This is a genomic window from Campylobacter concisus (assembly GCF_003048875.2).
Classification (GTDB): Bacteria; Campylobacterota; Campylobacteria; order Campylobacterales; family Campylobacteraceae; genus Campylobacter_A; species Campylobacter_A concisus_AU.
In genome coordinates, this window is record NZ_CP049264.1 from 746,786 (window position 1) to 767,061 (window position 20,276).

Annotated in this window: 21 protein-coding genes; 11 read left to right on the plus strand and 10 right to left on the minus strand. The window is 38.5% G+C overall.

The window, feature by feature from the left end; genetic code table 11:
- Positions 1-5: 5 nt before the first annotated feature.
- Positions 6-1,463, minus strand: coding sequence for a peptidylprolyl isomerase (locus tag CVT07_RS03770; RefSeq protein ID WP_107937086.1), 1,458 nt, complete (start codon positions 1,461-1,463; stop codon positions 6-8).
- Positions 1,464-1,601: 138 nt separating this feature from the next.
- The gene (locus CVT07_RS03775; protein ID WP_002940326.1) at positions 1,602-2,189 is read right to left on the minus strand and encodes a class II aldolase and adducin N-terminal domain-containing protein; all 588 of its coding nucleotides are present in this window, start codon (positions 2,187-2,189) and stop codon (positions 1,602-1,604) included.
- Positions 2,190-2,315: 126 nt separating this feature from the next.
- Here CVT07_RS03775 and rsmH point away from each other — a divergent pair, with 126 nt between their 5' ends.
- Genes rsmH through CVT07_RS03790 form a run of 3 tightly spaced genes read left to right on the plus strand, consistent with a single transcriptional unit; the run spans position 2,316 to position 5,475 of the window.
- Positions 2,316-3,239: a 16S rRNA (cytosine(1402)-N(4))-methyltransferase RsmH gene (gene rsmH, locus CVT07_RS03780; protein WP_107937088.1), complete on the plus strand. Its 924-nt coding sequence runs from the start codon at positions 2,316-2,318 to the stop codon at positions 3,237-3,239.
- A 2-nt stretch (positions 3,240-3,241) separates the two neighbouring features.
- Positions 3,242-3,535: a hypothetical protein gene (locus CVT07_RS03785; protein WP_002940285.1), complete on the plus strand. Its 294-nt coding sequence runs from the start codon at positions 3,242-3,244 to the stop codon at positions 3,533-3,535.
- Positions 3,526-5,475 carry an FUSC family protein gene (locus CVT07_RS03790; protein WP_107937090.1) on the plus strand — a complete coding sequence of 650 codons (1,950 nt, stop codon included), beginning with the start codon at positions 3,526-3,528 and terminating at the stop codon, positions 5,473-5,475. Before CVT07_RS03785 ends, CVT07_RS03790 begins: the two co-directional genes overlap by 10 nt.
- Here CVT07_RS03790 and CVT07_RS03795 read toward each other — a convergent pair.
- Positions 5,454-5,960 carry a hypothetical protein gene (locus tag CVT07_RS03795; protein ID WP_087581839.1) on the minus strand — a complete coding sequence of 169 codons (507 nt, stop codon included), beginning with the start codon at positions 5,958-5,960 and terminating at the stop codon, positions 5,454-5,456. The genes CVT07_RS03790 and CVT07_RS03795 overlap by 22 nt on opposite strands.
- A 104-nt stretch (positions 5,961-6,064) precedes the next feature.
- On the opposite strand from CVT07_RS03795, the gene CVT07_RS03800 reads away from it, so the two are divergent.
- Genes CVT07_RS03800 through CVT07_RS03825 form a run of 6 tightly spaced genes read left to right on the plus strand, consistent with a single transcriptional unit; the run spans position 6,065 to position 11,726 of the window.
- Positions 6,065-6,931, plus strand: a complete 867-nt coding sequence (locus CVT07_RS03800; protein ID WP_107937092.1) for a D-amino acid aminotransferase — start codon at positions 6,065-6,067, stop codon at positions 6,929-6,931.
- Positions 6,928-7,371, plus strand: a complete 444-nt coding sequence (locus CVT07_RS03805; protein ID WP_107937094.1) for a DUF523 domain-containing protein — start codon at positions 6,928-6,930, stop codon at positions 7,369-7,371. The genes CVT07_RS03800 and CVT07_RS03805 overlap by 4 nt, the downstream gene beginning before the upstream one ends.
- Positions 7,364-7,858 carry a chemotaxis protein gene (locus CVT07_RS03810; protein ID WP_107937096.1) on the plus strand — a complete coding sequence of 165 codons (495 nt, stop codon included), beginning with the start codon at positions 7,364-7,366 and terminating at the stop codon, positions 7,856-7,858. Before CVT07_RS03805 ends, CVT07_RS03810 begins: the two co-directional genes overlap by 8 nt.
- Complete coding sequence (locus tag CVT07_RS03815; RefSeq protein ID WP_107937098.1) at positions 7,855-9,870, plus strand: SH3 domain-containing protein; 2,016 nt, start codon at positions 7,855-7,857, stop codon at positions 9,868-9,870. The genes CVT07_RS03810 and CVT07_RS03815 overlap by 4 nt, the downstream gene beginning before the upstream one ends.
- A complete protein-coding gene (locus CVT07_RS03820; RefSeq protein WP_107937100.1) occupies positions 9,871-11,190 on the plus strand; it encodes an ATP-dependent DNA helicase in 1,320 nt (439 codons plus the stop codon). It begins immediately after the preceding gene.
- Positions 11,187-11,726, plus strand: coding sequence for a hypothetical protein (locus CVT07_RS03825; protein WP_009293697.1), 540 nt, complete (start codon positions 11,187-11,189; stop codon positions 11,724-11,726). The genes CVT07_RS03820 and CVT07_RS03825 overlap by 4 nt, the downstream gene beginning before the upstream one ends.
- 27 nt (positions 11,727-11,753) lie before the next feature.
- On the opposite strand, the gene lolA is transcribed toward CVT07_RS03825, so the two are convergent.
- Positions 11,754-12,266 (minus strand): LolA-like outer membrane lipoprotein chaperone, encoded by a 513-nt coding sequence (gene lolA, locus CVT07_RS03830; RefSeq protein ID WP_012001621.1) that lies wholly within the window; start codon positions 12,264-12,266, stop codon positions 11,754-11,756.
- 97 nt (positions 12,267-12,363) lie between these two features.
- Between lolA and secA the strand changes: the two genes are divergently transcribed.
- On the plus strand, positions 12,364-14,970 hold the full coding sequence (gene secA, locus CVT07_RS03835) for a preprotein translocase subunit SecA (protein ID WP_107937102.1): 2,607 nt from the start codon (positions 12,364-12,366) through the stop codon (positions 14,968-14,970).
- A 51-nt stretch (positions 14,971-15,021) separates the two neighbouring features.
- A complete protein-coding gene (locus tag CVT07_RS03840) occupies positions 15,022-16,221 on the plus strand; it encodes an ABC transporter permease (RefSeq protein ID WP_107937104.1) in 1,200 nt (399 codons plus the stop codon).
- A gap of 129 nt (positions 16,222-16,350) precedes the next feature.
- Here CVT07_RS03840 and CVT07_RS03845 read toward each other — a convergent pair whose 3' ends face one another.
- From CVT07_RS03845 to CVT07_RS03870, 6 genes are all read right to left on the minus strand, one after another.
- Positions 16,351-16,629, minus strand: coding sequence for an EexN family lipoprotein (locus CVT07_RS03845; protein ID WP_107937106.1), 279 nt, complete (start codon positions 16,627-16,629; stop codon positions 16,351-16,353).
- A gap of 90 nt (positions 16,630-16,719) precedes the next feature.
- Positions 16,720-16,983, minus strand: coding sequence for a Txe/YoeB family addiction module toxin (locus CVT07_RS03850; protein WP_012001624.1), 264 nt, complete (start codon positions 16,981-16,983; stop codon positions 16,720-16,722).
- A 2-nt stretch (positions 16,984-16,985) separates the two neighbouring features.
- Positions 16,986-17,240 carry a type II toxin-antitoxin system RelB/DinJ family antitoxin gene (locus CVT07_RS03855; protein ID WP_087583131.1) on the minus strand — a complete coding sequence of 85 codons (255 nt, stop codon included), beginning with the start codon at positions 17,238-17,240 and terminating at the stop codon, positions 16,986-16,988.
- 79 nt (positions 17,241-17,319) lie between these two features.
- Entirely contained in the window at positions 17,320-18,945 is a 1,626-nt protein-coding gene (locus CVT07_RS03860; RefSeq protein ID WP_021093067.1) for a cation:proton antiporter, read from the minus strand.
- 3 nt (positions 18,946-18,948) lie between these two features.
- Entirely contained in the window at positions 18,949-19,323 is a 375-nt protein-coding gene (locus tag CVT07_RS03865; protein WP_002940240.1) for a heat shock protein transcriptional repressor HspR, read from the minus strand.
- 3 nt (positions 19,324-19,326) lie between these two features.
- Positions 19,327-20,223, minus strand: coding sequence for a DnaJ family protein (locus tag CVT07_RS03870; RefSeq protein WP_009293707.1), 897 nt, complete (start codon positions 20,221-20,223; stop codon positions 19,327-19,329).
- Positions 20,224-20,276 lie beyond the last annotated feature (53 nt).

Here is a 20,276-nt window from a genome sequence, read left to right on the forward strand (position 1 = left end):
AATTTTTACCTTTTGACATATTCTTTAACTTCATAATATTTTAGAAGTTTATTTGTTAAATCTTTTATTAACTCGTTGTTTTTAAGCATCGCAACATTTTGTTGTGTTATTTGCTTATAGTTGTTATTTATATTGTTAGTAAGCAATCTTTGTTCCAAAATATCGTATACTACGGCTTTGTCATCTAATATAACATAGCCTTTTGTGTTGTTAGTGTCAAAAAGTTGAGATACAAAAGCTCTTGTATCGCTCTCATTTAAGCCCGCAATAGAGCCATTTACCTCTCTGCTAACAAAGCCAACATCTGTGCCTTTGAAGTTTTGTAGAGTATCTTTTGCTTTTGCTGTTAAAATTTCTTTTTCTTTTTTACTTTTATAAATTTCAAGCACATTGGCTCTTGCTTGCTCAAAACTCATAGGTTGTGGAGGAGTTATGCTTTTTACTCTAGCTATTAAATAGCCATCTTTATAGATAAATGGTTTTATCACTTCACCAACTTTTGCACCCTTTATCTCATCAAGTGAAAAAGTAGCGTTGTCTTCATTTACACTTATAAAACCATTAGTTGCAAGTTCAGCTTTTTTAACAGCGACATACTTTTCTAAAGCATTAGTTTTACTTTGCTCTATGTTGTAGTCTTTATTAACTTCAGCTTTTACCTCGCTAAAAGGTTTTATCTTGTCATCAGAACCCTTATATTTATCTTGGTTCTCGTTATAGTAAGATTTTAAAACGCTTTCGTTTGCATCGCTTTTTTCTGACTCGACAAAGTATGTATCTATGCCATAAAGTGTCTTTGTCATATAGTTATTTTTATTTATCTCCCAAAGATCTTTTAGCTCTTTCTCATCTACTTTGATCTCGTTTTGATCAGCATTTACTACTTGCACAGCTAATTTATCTTGCATGAAAAAGCTAGCTTCCATCATGGCGATATCTTCTTTGCTTGCAGGTAAATTTAAAATAGTTCTAAGTTTATCTAGTAAGATAGTTAGTTTTAGATTGTCTTCAAAATCAGTTGGGTTTATCCTAGCTCTTCTTAGCACATCGTAGTATAAATTTTTGTCAAAAACGCCGTCTTTTTGAAATGTTGGATCGACGATTATATATTTTAAAACATCGTCTTTATTAACGCTAAGACCGATGTCGTCTGCAAAATTCAGTAGTAAATTTTCTTGAATCGCAGCTTGAAGTGCAGCATTTTCTAAGCCTAACTCTTCAGCTTTTTCTTGAGTTAATTTGCCTTCAAATACATTGTTGTAGTACTGATATAACCTATCGTATTTTTGTTGCAACTCTTGAACGCTTATATTTCTATGTCCTACTTTAGCTACTGAAGTAGCTCTGTTGCTGTTTAGATCGTATGCGCCCCAGCCGACAAAACCAGCACCGACAAAAGCTATCGTGCTTACCCAAATTGTCACGACTAGGTATTTTTTATGTTTTTGCATCCAAGATAACATTAAGTTCTTCCTTTAAAATACTAACAAAGCTTGTGCGATATTTTATAGAAATTTGGCTTAAATAAGCTTAAAATGGGGCTTTATAAAAACGTTTCTTGCTAAATTTTACTAACATTTTTTATCTTTGTTAGCAAAAATTTAAATGCTAAAATCGCTGTAATCACCAGTAAAATGAAGCAGTTTGCAGCTATTTTCTAACAAGGCTATATCTTTTGCAAGTAGCTGAGGGCTCCTGCTATACGCGTAAACGCCGTATCCTTTGATCACGACGACGTTAGTGTTTTTCTCTATCATCGCTCTATAAATTTCTGTCTCAGCACGCTCATACCAGTCGTCAAACTGCTTTGGATCATAGACTAAAATTTCATTAAATCTCATGCATCCAAAATAGTCTTTTGGTGCGATCTTTTCATGTTTCATTGCATAAGCTGTCACGTATGGAGGCATGGCGTAGCAGACAAATTTTGCTTCATTTATGTTTTTGTAGATATTTAAGTGTATATCAGCATCTAAGCTTGCATCATTCCATCGGTAGTCTTTTTTTGATGAGAGAAGTGTTAGATCACTATCTTGCAAGTCGTCAAAAATGGCACTTTGCTTGTTGATGATGAATTGATTTTTTTCTACTCTTGCTGAGATAGAACCATGAAAAACACCAAAAAAATTCTTTCTAAACATCGAAAGAGATATCTTTTTTATCTCATTTGTTGAGTGCAATAAGTCCATTTTTTCTCCTATGTTTGGGTGATTATATTTAAGCTATCTTAAAATTTGTGTAAAATTTTATGTAATGATAGCTTTTTAAGTAAAAATTCGATAAATTTTCACACTAATTTCATTAAAGAGGCAGTGTTGCAAAGTCCGCATATTAGCGTTTTACTTGACGAAGTTTTATCATTTTTTAAAGACCTGCGTGGAAATTTTATAGATTGCACGCTTGGATATGCTGGACATTCTAGTGCCATTTTGTCTCAAAATGCAAATTTAAATTTGATCGCTTGCGACAAAGACATCGAAGCTATAAATTTCTCGCTCAAAAAACTTGAGCCATTTGGCAGTAGAGTGAAAATTTATAAGAGCAATTTCTCTGAGCTTATTAGCAAACTTAGCAGCGATGAAATTTCAAATGTTAGAGGGATTTTAGCTGACATTGGCGTTAGCTCTTTACAGATAGATAAAGATGATAGGGGCTTTAGTCTTGGCTCAAGCACGCTTGATATGCGCATGGATAAAGAGCGAGGTTTTAGTGCCTATGACGTGGTAAATGGCTACTCGTTTGATGAGTTAGTTAGGATTTTTAGGGATTATGGCGAGCTAAAAAATGCCTCTGGGATCGCAAATAAGATAATAAATGCTAGAAATTTAGGCAAGATAACAAGCGCAAAAGAGCTTGCAAACATAATAGGCACAGCTCAGATAAAAGGGCGTGGTGTTAGCCCTGCGATCCTTGCCTTTCAGGCGATCAGGATAGAGGTAAATGGCGAGCTAGATGAGCTAACAAATTTGCTTGATAGCATAGAAAAGGGCGGTTTTAAAGATTGCTTGGTGGCGATCATAACATTTCACTCGCTTGAAGATAGGATCGTAAAAGAGCGCTTCAAAAAGTGGGCAAACAGCTGTATCTGTCCGCCTGGCATCTACCGATGTGAGTGCGGAAACAACCACGAGCTGGGCGAAATTTTAACCAAAAAGCCACTAACAGCAAGCCAAAGTGAGCTAGCGCAAAACTCACGAAGCAAGAGCGCAAAACTGCGTGTTTTTAAGATAAAAGGATAAAGATGCAAGAAAAAGAAGAGCTGCTAACACTTCACGACGAGGAGCAAAAACGTGAGGTAAATTTAAGCTTTAAGACGCTAGTGATGGTCTATCTGGCGGTTTTTATAGCGCTGGCTCTATTTTTGCCAAAAATTTATATAGCAAATCAAATTTATTATATAAGTAGAGATATCGCCGACATCAGCGGCAAACGAGATATGCTCCTTGAAGAAAACAGAGCTCTTAGCATAAAGCTTGAAAATTTGCGTTATAAAAATCAAATTTTAAACAATATGCAAGAGCGTCAATGGAAATAATTAAGAAATTTAAAAGCTTTATCCGCTACTACGACCCTGCAAATTTCCAGCTCATCTACTCGCTAAAAGCTGCTACAACCATCGCTTTTAACTGCTTTTTGTGCTTTTACTTCTTTCATCTAAGTGGCGCTATCATGGCTGTAAATATCACGATGGGTATATTTTTTCTTGGCGAGCTTGAGTGCAAGGATAGGAGCAAATTTGCATTTTTGCTGCTTTACATCGCGCTTTCTTGCGCTTTTATGCCCTTTGTTGGTCCATTTATCAGCCTTGGCGTTTGGCTCTCGCTTATCGTATTTGTCTGGATATTTGTGGTGGGCATTAGCCAAATTTATAGCTCAAATTTAAACAAAATTTTACTCGCTGTAAATGCAACAGGGCTAGTTGCCTTTGTGACAAAGGCCGCAGTTGGGCTAAATGTGCCTGATAGTATCGGCGGACTTATCTTGGCTGGCGTGCTAAGCATCATCATAAAATTTGAAAATTTTGGAAAATACGGCAAATTTACTAAAAAAAGCATCGGCTTTTTACTAGATAACGCCATCTTATCGAGCAAGGCGCTTGGCACGAGCCATTTTTACGCAAGTATCGCAGATTTGATGAGCTCGATTGATAAATCAAAAGAAATTTTCGCAAACAAAAGCCTAAAGATAAAAGATGTTAAGCTAGTTAGAAATCAAGCCAAAGCACTATTTTATTTTTATAAAGTTGAAGAGATCGCTCTTTTGCTTCGAACATTGGGCGCTTCGTTTGAAAGGATCGATGACAAAGCGCTTTTAAATGAGGTAAAAAATGAGATCGCTTACAACCTTTTTGAGCTTAAAAAAATTTTCAAAAATCAAACTCCAAAGCTAAAATTTGATGCGCTAAATTTAGCTAAAAACTCAAATTTTAAAATTTTTGCAAGCTCGCTTGGCGTGCTTTATGATAAATTTTTGCTTATAAAAGAGGGCGGCGAGGACAAACTCTCGTTTAACAACACAAAAAAGATCACGCTAAAAGAGGCGTTTAAAAAGCTAAATTTAAAAAATGAAGTATTAAAAGAGTCTTTAAGGCTTGCCATTTGCATGTCGATAGCCATTTTTATAGCGCAGGCGATGCATATAAATCATGGAATTTGGATCGCAATTGCCGTGATGAGCCTAAACAAAAGCGACGAAGATGCTTTAAAAAATGCTGGCAGAGATAGCCTTCTTGGCGGAGTTATCGGCTTTTTTATCGCGCTTGCTTTTGTGAAATTTATGGGTGAATCATACGCATTTTACGTGGTTGTCTTTATCGGTATGTTTTTGGTTTATTATCTAAAATCATACAAACAAATCGTCTTTGCAACGGCTTTTATGTTTGAATTTACAGCTATTTTTTCGCTTATAAAAAGAGATTTTTTAGCCCTTATGGTCGATAGACTGCTTGATGTGGCAGCTGGCTTTGTGATAGTTTTTGTCACATATCTGCTAACTAAGAAAAATGACTATACAGCGATAAAAAATAGCTTAAGCAGTGCCTTGATAGGTTTTAGAAATTTAGTGCAAATTTCTCTAAATGAGTCAAACAAAGATGCTTTTAGCACGGATGAAAAAGGGGTTTTAGGCTCGATAAATGAGCTAAACTACGCTATAAAAGTTAGTAAAAATTTAGACGATGATAATATGAAAAATGCAAAATTTATAGCTAGTAAGCTTGATGATATAAATAGCGATCTGGTTAAGCTTAGAAATTATCTAAATTTAGACGAGCCAAAAGAGAAAAACGCCTTGCAAAATGATATAAAAATCATCTCAGATAGGTTTTTGATGCTAGATAAAAAGATCAAAAAACTTCCATATTATTTCATAAGCGAGATAGAAGCGAAGCTGCTTTGCAAAGATGAAAACGTTAAAAAGCTAATTTTACGAGTTGCTTTAAAACAAAATGAAATTTACTCAGCGCTCTCTTTTTGAGAGATTAGCTTTTCATATATATATTGTTCTAAATCTTTTTTTGAAACGTCATTTTTAAGAGCGGTGTTGTAAATTTCTTCAACCTTGCTTGAGTATTTTTCATATCCAAAATATGGAAAATGCACGCTCCAAGCCTTTTTTATGAGCTCCAAACTTATCTCTCTTCTTGCCCAAACCTTAAACATATCAAAGCCGATAAAAACAGCTGAAGTGACGATGGTGGTTGCTATTATCGAGATGTGCGCGTCAGCCTTTGCTAAAAAGTGGTGCGTGATGATAAGAAGCGGAAACAAGACTACAAAGCAGATAAGTGCGTAAATTTGATAGAGCTTCACGTGGTTAAATCTAAAATTTAGCTTTGCGCCATCAACTAGCATACCTTCGTTAAAAAGGGCATTTGCTTCAAGTAAATCTCTAAATAAAACTGGCTGTTTTGAGACGAAAAAAATATTTTTAATGATAGTGTTTCTTAGATTTTCTTTCATTTTTTATAGACTTTTTACCTTAAAAATTTCAGCTCATTGTATCTAAAAATCTATAAATTCAAACAAAATTAGATACAATTTGCCTAAAATTTAAGGAGCTAAAAATGGCAGATAAAGCTTTGGATATCGTCTTTGTAAATGGCGAGTTTGTGCCAAAAGATGAGGCAAAAGTTAGTGCGTTTGATAGGGGATTTATATTTGGTGATGGAATTTATGAAGTAGTGCCTGTGATAAATTCAAAAATGGTCGATAAAGAGGGCTTTTGGTCGAGGTTTGAGAGAAGCTTAAATGAGATAGATATAAGCCTGCCTTACGAAAAAGATAAATTTGAAGCGATCTTAAATGAGATGATCGCCAAAAACGCCTTAAAAGAGGGTGGAATTTACATGCAAGTAACAAGAGGCGTGGCGTTTAGAAATTTCTATTTTATGGAAAATTTAACTCCAAGCGTCTTTATCTTTTGCTACGAGAGTGAAATTTTAAACAACCCAGCTGCAAAAACTGGCATAAAAGTGGTAAGCGTCGAGGACATCAGGTGGAAGAGGCGCGACATAAAGTCGATCTCGCTTCTAGCTCAGTGCTACGCTAAAAATGAGGCTCACAAAAAGGGCGCGGACGAGGGATTTATGGTAGAAAACGGCTTTGTCACAGAGGGCTGTAGCTCGAGCGCTTTTATCATCAAGGATAAAACTCTCATCACCAAGCCACTTTCAAATGAAATTTTACCAGGGATCCGCCGTATGAGGCTTTTAAGGATCGCTAAAGATATCGGACTAAAGATAGAGGAGCGCAAATTTAGCATGGACGAGGTTTACGCGGCTGATGAAGTCTTTATCTCGGCTGCTACGCTCATCCTTTTGCCAGTCATCTATGCTGATGGCAAGGCGATAAACGGCGCAAAAGTGGGTGAAATCTCAAGCAAACTTCGTGAAATTTATGCTAGCGAGCTTTTAAAAGAAGCTGGGCTTTGAGAGAAAAGGTCTTAATAAGCGCTTGTCTGGCTGGCATAAACTGCAAATTTAACGGCGAAAATAACCTTTTGGGTAGTGGCATTTTAGATGAAATTTCAAAAAAATATCATCTGCTTTTTATCTGTCCAGAGGTTTTTGGCGGACTTAGCACGCCAAGAGAGCCAGCTGAGATGAAAGATGGCTTAGTCGTCACAAAAACAGCTAAAGATGTGAGCGAAAATTTTAAATTTGGGGCTGAGATTTGCCTAAAGATAGCTAAGCTAAATGGCTGCAAAAAGGCTATTTTAAAAGCAAGAAGTCCAAGCTGCGGGAGCGGGCAAATTTATGATGGAAGCTTCACTAAAAAGCTCATTTTAGGCGACGGCGTAGCGGCAAAACTGCTAAAAGAAAATGGTATTTTAGTTTTTAGCGAAGATGAGATGGGACGGCTTGATGTTTGAGAGGCTAAAAGATAACGTCATGCTCGAAGTGATCTTTAAATACATCATCTTACTGCTATTTTTTGCCTGCGTGGTGGGGCTTTTTGCAAGCGGTGTGCTCTTTTTAAAGGGAGAGATGAGCGAAAATTCGCTAAATTTGCACATTTTCTTTGGCTTTAGCTTGGTTGTCCTCACCATAATCCACAGCTATGTTAAAAAGAAAAAGCTAAAAAAGCTAAGCCTTGAGTTTAAAAATATCTTAAAGCATAAGCCAGTGCAGATGGACTGCAACACGACAAGGTTTTTAAACGCGCTAAATGATGTCAAAGTTGGCGAGCTTTCAAAGAAATTTGGCTCAGATATTGCAGAAATTTTAAGATCAAACGATATAAAGGTCAAGGATCAAAACGAGACGATGAAGCAAATTTGCAAAAACAACGATGAAAAGATGTTTTATATCTTTGTTTTGATCGTCGAAGCTATATTTAAGGATAAGGAAGAAATTTGAAAAAAGGTATATTTTTAGCACTTAGCGTTGCTTTGTTTTTGGGTTGTTCGCAGACAACAAAACCAGAGCCAAACAAGCAGCAAAATGCCCTGCCAGACGAAAATGTCTATAAGCCAAATGAGCGCATCAGCCTGCTTGAATTTGAAGTAAAACAAGACGCCTCGTCGCTACCTCAAAATATGCAAAGTGCGAGCTTTGCTCAAGATGAAATTTTAAAAAGAAGGTTTAAAGTTTTTACTTTAAGAGGCGTGAAATTTAACCCAAACGACGCTTTTTGGGCGTTTAATGTATATAAACCAAGCGAGAAGAGAAAGTATTTTGGCTCAAATTTTAGGCAGATACCTCAAAGCTGGTTTGACGCACAAAAGGAGAATGCAAATTTCGCTGGTTTTTTGCAAATTTCAGCTTACGCTCTAACTTCAGCAAACACAGCTGTAAGAAATTTCCCAACCGACGAGCCGATATTTTTAAACCCGCAAACTCCAGGCGAGGGCTATCCGTTTGATTATTTGCAAGAATCAACCCTAAGCATCGCTCATCCGCTCTTTGTATCGCACCTCTCAAAAGATAGGGCATGGGCGTTTGTGAGTGATGATGCGGTTTGGGGCTGGGTGAAGGTTGAGGATATCAAATTTATAAGCGATGAAGAGGCGCTTGCCTATCAAAAATCAAGCTTTGTAACGATAAAAACCGACAAGATGCCAGTTTATGACAAGGGCGGAAACTTCTTGTTTTACTCACGTGTCGGCGCGATACTGCCAGTTTTGGCGCAAGATGACAAAAACTACTACGGCAAAATTTATGTAAGAAATATGCTTAGGGAGTTTGTCCTCCCAAAGTCTTTTAGCGCCCTTTTTCCACTTAAATTTAATGACTCAAATTTAAAAACAATTCTTAGTTCGCTTCTTACTCAGCCTTATGGCTGGGGCGGGGTGGATAAGCTAAGAGACTGCTCGCTTTTTACAAAAGACTTGCTAGCAAGCTTTGGCGTGTGGTTACCTAGGAACTCAAGGGCGCAGGCAAATATGGGAGAAAAGATCAATCTAAAAGGCCTTAGCAACGCTGCAAAGAGCAAAGAGATAAAAGAAAAGGGCGTGCCATATCTCACGCTCGTGCATCTGCCAGGCCACATCATGCTCTACGCTGGATATAAGGGCGATGATATCTATGTCGTGCATGATGCTTGGGGGCTAAAGACTACAAACAACGGCCGCGCGCTAATCGGAGCGACTGCGATAACTACGCTAAACATCGGACAAAACAGAAGCGACATACAAAGTGCAAATTTGCTAATTTCTAAGGTTGATTCTATAAATGTGATGAGACCTGAGCAAGGGATGCTAGATAAGGCTAGAAAGATGTCGGCTTTGCAGCGAGCTTATGGCGTAAAGATAGAAGAAAATTTGGTTAAATTTAGTGATGGCACGAGTTTAGTCTATGATGATTTTAAACAAAAAGATGAAGAGTGCAGCACTGGCGCTGACATAGAGGATATGAACGCGCTTGATTACGCTGCGTTTTCGCCACTTAGCGCGGCACTAAGTGATGCTGGTAGATGCAGAAACTACGAGCTTTTAGGCAAAATTTATGGCTCAAACGAGAGCGCGGTAAAGGCAAATTTAGTAGATGTCATCTGGCTAAAAGATTTTTTAAATTTGCCTTTAAAATTTAACTCTAAAAATGGCGCCGCAGCTGCCTTGCAGGATGTGAGCAACGAGCTAAACGAGATGGTAAAGAGCGATCCAAATTTACTTCTGTACCTAAAAGATCCAGGCGGGACATTTAAGTGGCGCATCATCGCTGGCACAAACCGCCTAAGCGCGCACAGCTACGGCATCGCGATCGATATAAATGTAAAAAAGAGCCACTACTGGCAGTGGAGCAAGAGCTATGAGAATTTGATCCCTGAAAAGATCGTGCGAGTATTTGAAAAGCATAAATTTATCTGGGGCGGACGCTGGAAGCACTTTGATACGATGCATTTTGAGTATCGCCCAGAGATGTTTGAGTAGATGAAAGATCAAATTTTAGAAATTTTATCTCGCTCAAATGTCTTTTTAACTGGCGGCGGCGGTGTTGGCAAGAGCTATCTAACCGCCTCCATCATCAGACACTACAAAGAAAATTTTAAAAATGTCGTCATCCTTGGCTCAACTGGCATAAGCGCTGTTAGTCTTGGAGGCGTGAGCTTGCATAGCTTTTTTAAATTTGGCTACTGCAAGGACTACGAGGAGCTAAGACGGCTTGACTACCGCCAAAAAGATAAGCTAAGCAAGCTACGAAATATGCTAGACGCTTGCGATCTGCTTGTAATAGACGAAATTTCGATGGTTAGCTCAAATGTTATGGAGATGATAAGATACCGCTTGCTTACATCTAAATTTAAAGGCAGGGTGCTTATAGTGGGCGACTTTTATCAGCTGCCACCCGTGCAAAAAGAGCAAAATGAGAGCAAACTTTTTAACTTTTTATACGCTTTTAACTCCAGTGCGTGGGAGGATATGAAATTTACAAATGTTGAGCTTTTGCTCTCAAAACGCACAAATGATCTTAAATTTTATGAAATTCTCTCTCGTCTTAGAGTTGGCGAGCTAGATGATGAGATGATTGCCTACATCGAGAGCTTGCGAGTGGGAGCTATCGAGCCAGATAGCGAGACTAGTGTGCTTTTTGGCAGAAATGCAGAGGCTGAGATGCTAAATCAAAAAAGACTTCTTGCGCTTAATGCACCGCTTGAAATTTCAAACTCAGACGTGCTTGTTATGGATGAAAATTTAGATAAAAAAGAGTTTGAAAAGTGGGCAAATACGCTAAATATCTCACGAAATTTGGAGATGAAAATAGGCGCAAAAATCATCTTTACTTCAAATAAATGGGGCGAATACTACAACGGCGAGCAGGGCAAGATCATGCAAATTTTAAAAGAAAATGGCGCCATTTCAAGTGTGATCGTGCAAAAAGATAGCGGCGAGATCTGCGAGATAGAAAAGTGCGCTTATAACTTTTGCGCGCTAAATTTAAACGAAGACGAGATCGAGGAGAACGTGCAGGCTTCGCTTTATCAGTTTCCATTTAAGCTTGCCTATGCGCTAACTATCCATAAGTCTCAAGGCATGAGTATAAATTCGCTCATTTGCAACATCAACCACATCTTTGCCAAAGGGCAGCTCTACGTCGCACTTTCTCGCGCGGTAAATCCTAAAAATTTAAAACTTTTTTATGATAAGAAAAGTGATTTTAGGCAGCATTTAAGAAAAGTGGTTAAAATTGACGACGAAGTTAAGAAATTTTACCAAGAAAACGTATTTTTGCATATTAAGGAGAGTTTATGAAAAAGCTATTTTTAAGCCTTGTTTTTGGCGTTTTTGCATTTGCAGATGTGCTAAAAGTGAGTGACTTTCAAACAGATATCTACTCAAAAGCTGGACAAAATTTAACAAAAAAGATAAGCATGAACCTTGAAGTTGTCGGACGTGATGTGGAGGAGAACGAAGCCTACGTGCTTGATGCGCTAAACGTCGTGGTTGGCAGCTTTTACGTAGAGGATATCCTCACCTCAATGGGAAAAGAGAAATTTAAAGAGCTCTTTATGAAATACGCAGCCAAAAAGCACTCGCTTGATATCGATGACGTGCTTATTTTAAACATCAAAGTGATAAATAATCTAGAGCTAAGCGAGATCATAAAAGCGATAAAAAGCCAAAATTTATGCTCTGATCCAAGCGTAAATGAAGATGTGATGACAAAGCCAGAAAAGAAGAAAAAAGGCAACGAGATCATCGTCGCACCTGATCCAAATGACGTGGTGCAAAAGCCGATCGATCTAAATAATGTGCAAGAATTTGGAAAAGACTTCGGAGAGAAGTGAGTAAATTTGGCTAAAAGTTAGCCAAATTTATTGATTTACGATGTCGTAACCTTGTGGGATGACTGGAGTTAGCGTCTCTTTTGGGATGAGCGCGTCTTTTACAGGGTTGCTTAGAGTGATTTTTATCTTATTTGAGAGCTTGTCTTTATAGTCAATCGTCGTTGGAAGCGTGTTTTTGATCGTTATAAAGTACTCAACCCCGTCATATATCGCCTTATAAAGTGTCGGCTGAATTTGCTCTGCGTGAGCTAAGACCTGCGTCAAATTTGGCGTATCATCTAGCCTTGAGATGATGGCTTGCTCAAGCTCATCCTCGATCACGACTACCTTGTCTTTGTCAAAGTAAATTCTCTTTGGTGTTGGACTTTCATATATCCAAAGCGCAGTGTTGTCGCTTTTAGCGTAAAATCTCCCTTTATAATTTACACTCTTGCCCTCGCTAAAGACAGTTTGAGTAAAGTCACTTTGCAGGCTTTTAAAATTTAAGCCAGCGCCAAATGAGCAAACTGCAACAAGAGATGCAACTAAAAATTTTCTCATTTTTTATCCTTTTTTGGCGTATTCTAGCCCAGTTTAATTAAATAAATAGTTAAACTATGCTAAGATCCAAAGTTTAAAAATTTAGGAAGGTAAAGTAATGATTTCATCGGTATTTAGAAAGATTTTTGGCACGAAAAACGATAGAGAAGTCAAAAAATATATAAAACGTGTGGCGCAGATAAATACGCTAGAGCCTACTTATGAGAAGATGAGCGACGATGAGCTTAAGATCAAATTTAACGAGCTTAAAGCCCAAGTCGTCGAAGAGAAAGTCACTTTAGATCAAATTTTAAATGATGTCTTTGCGTTAGTTAGAGAGGCTAGTAAAAGGGTGCTTAAGATGCGCCATTTTGACGTGCAGCTAATAGGCGGTATGGTGCTAAACGAGGGCAGGATCGCTGAGATGAAGACAGGCGAGGGTAAGACCTTGGTTGCGACTTTGCCAGTTATATTAAACGCGATGAGTGGCAAGGGCGTGCATGTAGTGACCGTAAATGACTACCTTGCAAAGCGTGACGCGATGCAAATGGGCGAGCTTTATAACTTTTTAGGCTTGAGCGTTGATGTGATACTAGGTGGCGGATACGACGACGAGGTAAGGCAAGCTGCCTATAACGCCGACATAACATACGGCACAAACTCAGAATTTGGCTTTGACTACCTTCGTGACAATATGAAATTTGAAGCTGGTCAAAAGGTGCAAAGAGGTCATAACTTCGTTATCGTGGATGAGGTCGATAGTATCTTGATAGATGAGGCTAGAACGCCACTTATAATCTCTGGTCCAACAAACCGCACGCTTGATGGCTACATAAGAGCTGATCAAGTCGCAAAACAGCTTACTAGAGGCACTCCAGCTGATCCAAACGTGCCAGGCTCAAAGCCAACGGGGGATTTTATAGTAGATGAAAAAAATAGAACGATAATGATCACAGAGGCTGGCATAAGCAAGGCTGAAAAGCTCTTTGGAGTTGAAAATTTATACAACCTTGAAAATGCCGTGCTAAGCCACCACTTAGATCAAGCTCTAAAAGCTCACAATCTTTTTGAAAAAGACGTTCATTATGTCGTAAAAGATGGTGAGGTTGTCATCGTTGATGAATTTACAGGACGTCTAAGCGAGGGCAGACGCTTTAGCGAGGGGCTTCACCAAGCGCTTGAGGCAAAAGAGGGCGTGAAAATTCAAGAAGAGAGCCAAACTCTTGCCGATACAACATATCAAAACTATTTTAGGATGTATAAAAAGCTTGCAGGTATGACTGGTACGGCTCAGACTGAGGCTACTGAGTTTTCTCAAATTTACAACCTTGAAGTTATCTCGATCCCGACAAACGTGCCAGTTAAGAGGATCGATCAAAACGACCTTATCTATAAAACTCAAAACGAGAAATTTAAAGCGGTCATCGACGAAGTCAAAAAGGCTCACGAAAAAGGTCAGCCAGTACTTGTGGGAACTGCAAGTATCGAGCGCAGTGAGGTGCTTCACGAGATGCTTAAAAAAGTTGGTATCCCACACTCTGTACTAAATGCTAAAAACCACGAAAAAGAGGCCGAGATCATCGCACAAGCTGGCGTAAAAGGCGCTGTGACTATCGCTACAAACATGGCTGGACGTGGTGTTGATATCAGGATAAATGATGAGGTGAGAGACCTTGGTGGTCTATACATCATCGGCACCGAAAGGCATGAGAGTAGAAGGATAGATAATCAGCTGCGTGGCCGTGCTGGACGTCAGGGCGACCCTGGTATGAGTAGATTTTATCTAAGTTTAGAAGACAATCTTTTAAGAATTTTTGGTAGCGACCGCATAAAAGCGATCATGGATAGGCTTGGTATCGACGAGGGCGAAAGCATCGAGAGCCGCATGGTGACAAGAGCTGTTGAAAATGCTCAAAAGAAAGTCGAGAGCTTGCACTTTGAGGCTAGAAAACACTTGCTCGAGTATGACGACGTGGCAAATGAGCAAAGAAAGACTATCTATAAATACCGCGACGAGCTACTTGATAAGAGCTACGATATGAGCGAAAAGATAGCTCAAAATAGAGTTGAATACGCTACAAATTTACTTGATACGGCTGAAATTTTCCATGGCGGCTTGAAAGATGATTATGACATTAAAAATTTATGCTCTATCATCCTTGCAGATTGTGGCGAAGAGATCGACGAGAACGAACTAAAAGGGCTAGAGTATAACGAACTAGTAGAAAAAATAGCGCAAATTTTAGAGGTTAGATATAACGAAAAGATGAGCGTGCTAAATGAAGAGCAAAGAAAAGATATAGAGAAAATTTTATACCTTCAAGTGCTTGATAATGCGTGGAGAGAGCACCTTTATCAGATGGATATCCTAAAAACTGGCATCGGCCTTAGAGGATATAACCAAAAAGATCCGCTAGTTGAATATAAAAAAGAGAGCTACAACCTCTTTATGGAGCTAGTTGGCAGACTAAAAACTGAGAGCGTTAAAACGCTTCAAATCGTTAGATTTAAGAGCCGTGAGGAGCAAGAAGAGCAAGCTAGGATGATGCTTGAAGCTAGCCAAAATGCTGAAGATGAAAATTTAAGCTACAACAACCAAGGCGAAGATGAAAATTTCACGCCAGAAAAAAAGATACCGAGAAACGCTCCATGCCCTTGCGGAAGCGGTAAAAAATATAAAGATTGCCACGGCAAAAGTGGCCCTAAAAAAGGCATATTTGCTTAAAATTTCTACTTTTAAGGCGCCAAAGCGCCTTAATCTTTTAAAGGCTATTTGATGACAAGCTTACCAAAGTATCTACTTTTTAAATATTTAAGATTTGATAAAACTCAGCCATTTATCGCTCTAAGCGCCTTGCTCGCCTTTCTTGGTGTTAGCATCGGACTTATGGTTTTGATCGTTGCGATGGCTATTATGAACGGATTTGACAAAGAATTTGAGCGCAAACTTTTTACGATGAACTATCCTATAACCGTTCAAAGCGCTTTTAAAGGATCGATCGATGATGGCTTTGTAGATGAGCTAAAGGCTAAATTTAGCGACCTTAAATTTAGTCCATATATCAGCACGCAGGTCATCTACCGCTCGGCAAATGCGCTTGAGGGTGGGCTAATTTATGGCGTAAATTTTAAAGATGAAAAGCAGATAAACTCAGTTGTAAATGAGGCTTTAAAAGACAAAGAGCTAGAGGGCTTTGAGATACTTGTGGGAAGCGGCATAACGAGTGAGTTTAGACTAAGAGATGATGAAAAACTAACGCTTATCTTTACAAAGGCCGATCCAGCCGGCTTTTCACTAACGCCAAAGATGAAGCGCTTTGACATCGGCGGTTCATTCACATCTGGGCTAATCGCCTATGACAAGGCATTTTCATATACTTCGGTCGAGGCTTTGAGAAAAATTTTAGACTATCCAAAAGGCGTTTATGATGGAATTCACATCTTTTCAAGTAAGCCATTTGATGATATAAAAAGAGTGCGCGAGGGGCTTCCAGCAGGCACGGTTGCCATAGGCTGGTGGGAGCAAAATGGCAACTTTTTCTCAGCGCTTGCACTTGAAAAAAGAGCACTTTTTATAGTTTTGATGCTTATTATCCTTGTGGCGTCGCTAAATATAATAAGCTCACTACTAATGACCGTGATGAACCGTAGGCAGGAGATCGCCTTGCTTCTAGCACTTGGAGCTAGCAAAGGCGAGATAAAAAGAAGCTTCTTTTATCAAGGGCTAGTTATCGGCGGAGGTGGCATTATATTTGGCTTGGTGCTTGGCTTTTTGGGGCTATTTTTACTTGGAAATTTCAACATCATAGACCTGCCAGCTGATGTTTATGGCTCAAGCAAACTACCGCTTGAACTCTCAACTCTTGATCTTGTGCTTATCGTAGTTGGCGCTGTGTTTATCGTGGCTATCTCGTCTTACTATCCAGCCAAAAAAGCCACTGAGGTAAATGTCCTTCAAACTTTGAGAAATGAGTAAAGCCTGGCAAAGCTAGGCTTTAAATTTGATTTTTAAAAGCATATTATTGGCTGATATGCTTTTTGTTTTAATTTGTATGTTGTATATAAAATTGTCTAGTTATTTGTGAAAGCTCTTTGAGTGTATTTATTACTTTACTTTTTGATAAATTTCATCCAACATTCCTTTTTGGTCTAAAGCAATGCTTGCATTTTTACAATTTTTGACCTTAACGCTGTTGTAACCCTCATCTCTATAATGGTTATTTTTTACACAATCAGCATATATCTTAATTGTTTCATCAATGTGCTCTTTGTAATATTTAGCAGTTTTTGGCTCTTCAACCTTTTTTACTGCTTCGCCACCGCATCCAGATAAAACTCCGATCAATAAAGCAGAAAGTGCTGCAACTAAAATTGATCTTTTCATATATATCCTTTTTAAATTTGATAAAAACAATGTGATTATAATAAAGTTATATTTTAAAAAGACTTATGAAAAGATGTTGAGAAAAAAATATTAATTATAATGTCCTTTGCAGGCTATTATGTAGATCGTAGTCATATCAACTGCATAGACCAAGCGGTGTTCGCTATTTATCCTTCTGCTATAAAAACCAGATAAATTTCCTTTTAGCGCTTCGGGCTTGCCTATACCATCAAAAGGATCTCTTGCCATATCTTTTATGAGTTCATTTATCCTTTTTAATGTATTTTTGTCTTGATTTTGCCAAGATAGATAGTCCTGCCAAGCGTCAAAATCCCATTTTATATCTCTACTCATTGTTAGCTTAGTAGTTCCTGCTCTTTAAAATTTAGCTTTCCTTCTTTAAAGTCTTTCATCTTTTTCTCAAGATAGGCTATGTTTTCGTCTTTATAAAATGGATCTGGAGCTGAAACCTCAAAAGGGATAGCTCTTTCAGAGACTAGCTTTGTAAGAAAGATATTAACAGCTGACGACATAGAAAGCCCCATCTCTTTGCAGATCGCCTCGGCTGATTTTTTAATATTATCTTCTACTCTTAAGCAAATTTGTGCCATTGTTTATCCTTTTTGCAATTATAATATCATAGATTGTATTTATAAATAATTACAATGCATAGTTTTTCGTATAAATTTACTACGCTCTTACATCGTGGTCGATCTTGCACTGAAGGGCTTCATGAACAAGTGTTTTTGCCATGACGCGCTCCTCACTTATAAGGTGGAAATTTGCACCTAGCTCGCCAAAGATATCTTTGTTGCCCTCGCCATTTGCTTTGATGATCGTTTGGATATTTGCTCCGTAGTCTTTGATCTTTTGCGCGATCAGCTCAACTCTTTGCTCGTTATTTACAGTTATGATGACAGCGGCTGCATCGTCTAAGCAAGCGTTTTCAAGAGTGTTGCTTTGAAGCACGTTTCCTAAAAATACATTTTCCCCACGGCTCCTACCAAGCTCGACTAGACTGATATCATTATCAAGCACGATGTATAAAAGCTTTGTCTCTTTTAACCTTAAAACCACCTCTTGACCGAGCCTATCATAGCCAAAGACCACGATGTGATTTTTTAGTTTTTGTGGCTTTAAGGTCTCGTTTGACTCAACTACCACCTCACGCTCTACAAGATCAGCTAAGACATCAAGCTTTTTAAGTATAAAAGGTGTTGCAAACATCGATATAACAGAGGCTGCGATGAAAATTTGAGCTGTTTGGACATCAAGTAAATTTCTTGTAGTCATCAGCCCAAAGACAGCCAGTGCAAATTCGCCGATCTGACAGACGCTAAGTGCGGTCTTAGCAGCGACCCTGCGTTTTAAGTAGATATTTAAAACGGCAAAAACGACGATGGCTTTTACGACCATTATGCTAAAGACTAGACCTAAAACTAGCCAGATATTTGAGAGCACGACTACAAAATTTATCTGCATGCCAACAGTTATGAAAAATAGTCCAAGAAGCAGATCTCTAAAAGGTATGAGATCGACCTCGATCTGGTGCTTATACTGCGTCTCAGCCATCATCATGCCAGCTAAAAATGCGCCAAGTGAGTATGAAAAGCCAAAGAAGTGAGCTAGCGTGCTAGCACCAACGACTAAAAATAGGATCGTGGCTATAAAGACCTCTTGAGAGTTTGTCTGAACGACTTTGTAAAATATCCAGTTGATGACGTATTTGCCGAGCAAAAATAGCACAACGATAAGGATAACCGCACTCGTAAATGTTTTTAGCAAAAGCTCATTTATAGAGGCATCTTGCGAGCTAAACATATCTATCATAAGCAAAATAGGGATGACGGCGATATCTTGAAATAGCAAAATTCCAAGCGCCTTTCTACCATAAATTTTACTCACATCGCCATTGTCATTTAGTGTTTTTAGCACGATCGCAGTTGATGATAGAGCAAAGGCAAGACCAGCGATAAGCGCTGTCTCGTCCTTTAGATGAAGCGCGTAGTAAAGCATCACGCCCATCACAAAGCCGCTTAAGCAAACTTGCAGACCGCCATTTAGAAAGACCTCTTTTTTCATGCTCATCAGGTGCTTAAAGCTAAACTCAAGTCCGATCGTAAACATCAAAAATGCGATACCAAATTCCGCGATATGAGAAATTTCATCGTTGCTTTTTAGGTTGAAAAATTCTGATATAAGCGTGCCGGTTACGATGTAGCCGATGATGGTTGGTATCTGAAATTTCTTAAAAATGACATTTAACGCGACTGAGATAGCAGCGACAAGCAAGAAGCCTTCTAAAATTTGTTCCATATATTATTTTTTGCCTTCGTAAAATACAAGATCAAAGCTACTTTTTCTCTTTACTAGCGATCTTTTGGTGCTAGTTTGACTGGTAGCTTCGTGTAATTTTTTATTTAAATCATCAATAGTTGCTTCTAAATCGTCAATTTTCTCTTTTAGCTGAAGTATCACATCAACACCTGCTAAATTTACGCCAAGCTCACGGGTCAAATTTAGTATGGTTTTTACACGATCAACGTCTTTTTGCGAGTAGAGCCTCATCTTGCCATCTGTTCTTGAGGGTTCAACTAGTCCCTCTCTTTCGTATTGTCTTAAAGTTTGTGGATGTATGCTTAAAACCTTTGCTACAACGCTTATTAAAAAAAGTGGTTCTTCATAATTTTGCATTTTTTACTCCGGTAATTTTTCTTTTAACTCTTTTACTAAGCCCTCGTCAAGCTCACTGATATTTGGAAGTTTTACCCTAGCTTTTAAGTAAAGATCGCCATAAATTCCGCTCTTTCTGTTTTGCACGCCGTATCCTTTCAAGCGGATCTTTGTGCCTGTTTTTGAGTTCTCAGCGATTTTGATGGTTACATCTTTTTTATATGTATGTACATTTATCTTGCCGCCAAAGAGCATAGTTTTTAGTGGAATTTCTACATCTTTATATAGATCATCTCCGACTCTTTCGTACTCGTCACTTGGCTCAACGCTAATGGCAAGTATAAGATCGCCAGTTTGACCGCCAGCACTCTTGCCTTTGCCTTTTATGCGAAGTTTTTCGCCGCCTTCTATGCCGCTTGGGATCTTTATCTTGATGCTTTCGCCATTAAAATTTATCTTATGTTCGCCGCCAGTTACAGCCACGTCAAATGGTATAGAAATTTTAGCATTTACATCTAGATCAGCTCCGCCAAAGCCAAATCCACCTCCGCCAAAGCCTTCAAATCCCTCAAAACCTCCGCCAAAGCCACCGCTAAATTTAGCGCCGCCTCCGCCAAATCCGCCTGAGAAGATATTTTTCAAGATATCGTTTAGATCGCCCATATCGGCTGAACCTCTGGCAAAGTCGTGGAAATTTTGACCGCCAAACATATTATCGCCGTATTGATCATACTGGGCACGTTTTTTCTCGTCACTTAAAATTTCATAAGCAGCGTTTATCTCTTTAAATTTATCCTCTGCTCCAGGGTCTTTGTTGATGTCTGGGTGGTACTTTCTAGCAAGTTTTCTATAAGCTTTTTTTATCTCGTCGCTTGATGCGCCTTTTGAAACTCCTAAAGTTTCATATAAGCTTTCGCTCATATATTCTCCTTATGTTTTTTGACACGGATTATATCACAAAACTTTAGTCTATG

Coding starts and splice junctions, on each gene's coding strand:
- CVT07_RS03770 (WP_107937086.1), bottom strand. CDS start 1,463: ATGTTATCTTGGATGCAAAAACATAAAAAATACCTAGTCGTGACAATT.
- CVT07_RS03775 (WP_002940326.1), bottom strand. CDS start 2,189: ATGGACTTATTGCACTCAACAAATGAGATAAAAAAGATATCTCTTTCG.
- CVT07_RS03785 (WP_002940285.1), top strand. CDS start 3,242: ATGCAAGAAAAAGAAGAGCTGCTAACACTTCACGACGAGGAGCAAAAA.
- CVT07_RS03790 (WP_107937090.1), top strand. CDS start 3,526: ATGGAAATAATTAAGAAATTTAAAAGCTTTATCCGCTACTACGACCCT.
- CVT07_RS03795 (WP_087581839.1), bottom strand. CDS start 5,960: ATGAAAGAAAATCTAAGAAACACTATCATTAAAAATATTTTTTTCGTC.
- CVT07_RS03800 (WP_107937092.1), top strand. CDS start 6,065: ATGGCAGATAAAGCTTTGGATATCGTCTTTGTAAATGGCGAGTTTGTG.
- CVT07_RS03810 (WP_107937096.1), top strand. CDS start 7,364: ATGTTTGAGAGGCTAAAAGATAACGTCATGCTCGAAGTGATCTTTAAA.
- CVT07_RS03820 (WP_107937100.1), top strand. CDS start 9,871: ATGAAAGATCAAATTTTAGAAATTTTATCTCGCTCAAATGTCTTTTTA.
- CVT07_RS03825 (WP_009293697.1), top strand. CDS start 11,187: ATGAAAAAGCTATTTTTAAGCCTTGTTTTTGGCGTTTTTGCATTTGCA.
- lolA (WP_012001621.1), bottom strand. CDS start 12,266: ATGAGAAAATTTTTAGTTGCATCTCTTGTTGCAGTTTGCTCATTTGGC.
- secA (WP_107937102.1), top strand. CDS start 12,364: ATGATTTCATCGGTATTTAGAAAGATTTTTGGCACGAAAAACGATAGA.
- CVT07_RS03840 (WP_107937104.1), top strand. CDS start 15,022: ATGACAAGCTTACCAAAGTATCTACTTTTTAAATATTTAAGATTTGAT.
- CVT07_RS03845 (WP_107937106.1), bottom strand. CDS start 16,629: ATGAAAAGATCAATTTTAGTTGCAGCACTTTCTGCTTTATTGATCGGA.
- CVT07_RS03850 (WP_012001624.1), bottom strand. CDS start 16,983: ATGAGTAGAGATATAAAATGGGATTTTGACGCTTGGCAGGACTATCTA.
- CVT07_RS03855 (WP_087583131.1), bottom strand. CDS start 17,240: ATGGCACAAATTTGCTTAAGAGTAGAAGATAATATTAAAAAATCAGCC.
- CVT07_RS03860 (WP_021093067.1), bottom strand. CDS start 18,945: ATGGAACAAATTTTAGAAGGCTTCTTGCTTGTCGCTGCTATCTCAGTC.
- CVT07_RS03865 (WP_002940240.1), bottom strand. CDS start 19,323: ATGCAAAATTATGAAGAACCACTTTTTTTAATAAGCGTTGTAGCAAAG.
- CVT07_RS03870 (WP_009293707.1), bottom strand. CDS start 20,223: ATGAGCGAAAGCTTATATGAAACTTTAGGAGTTTCAAAAGGCGCATCA.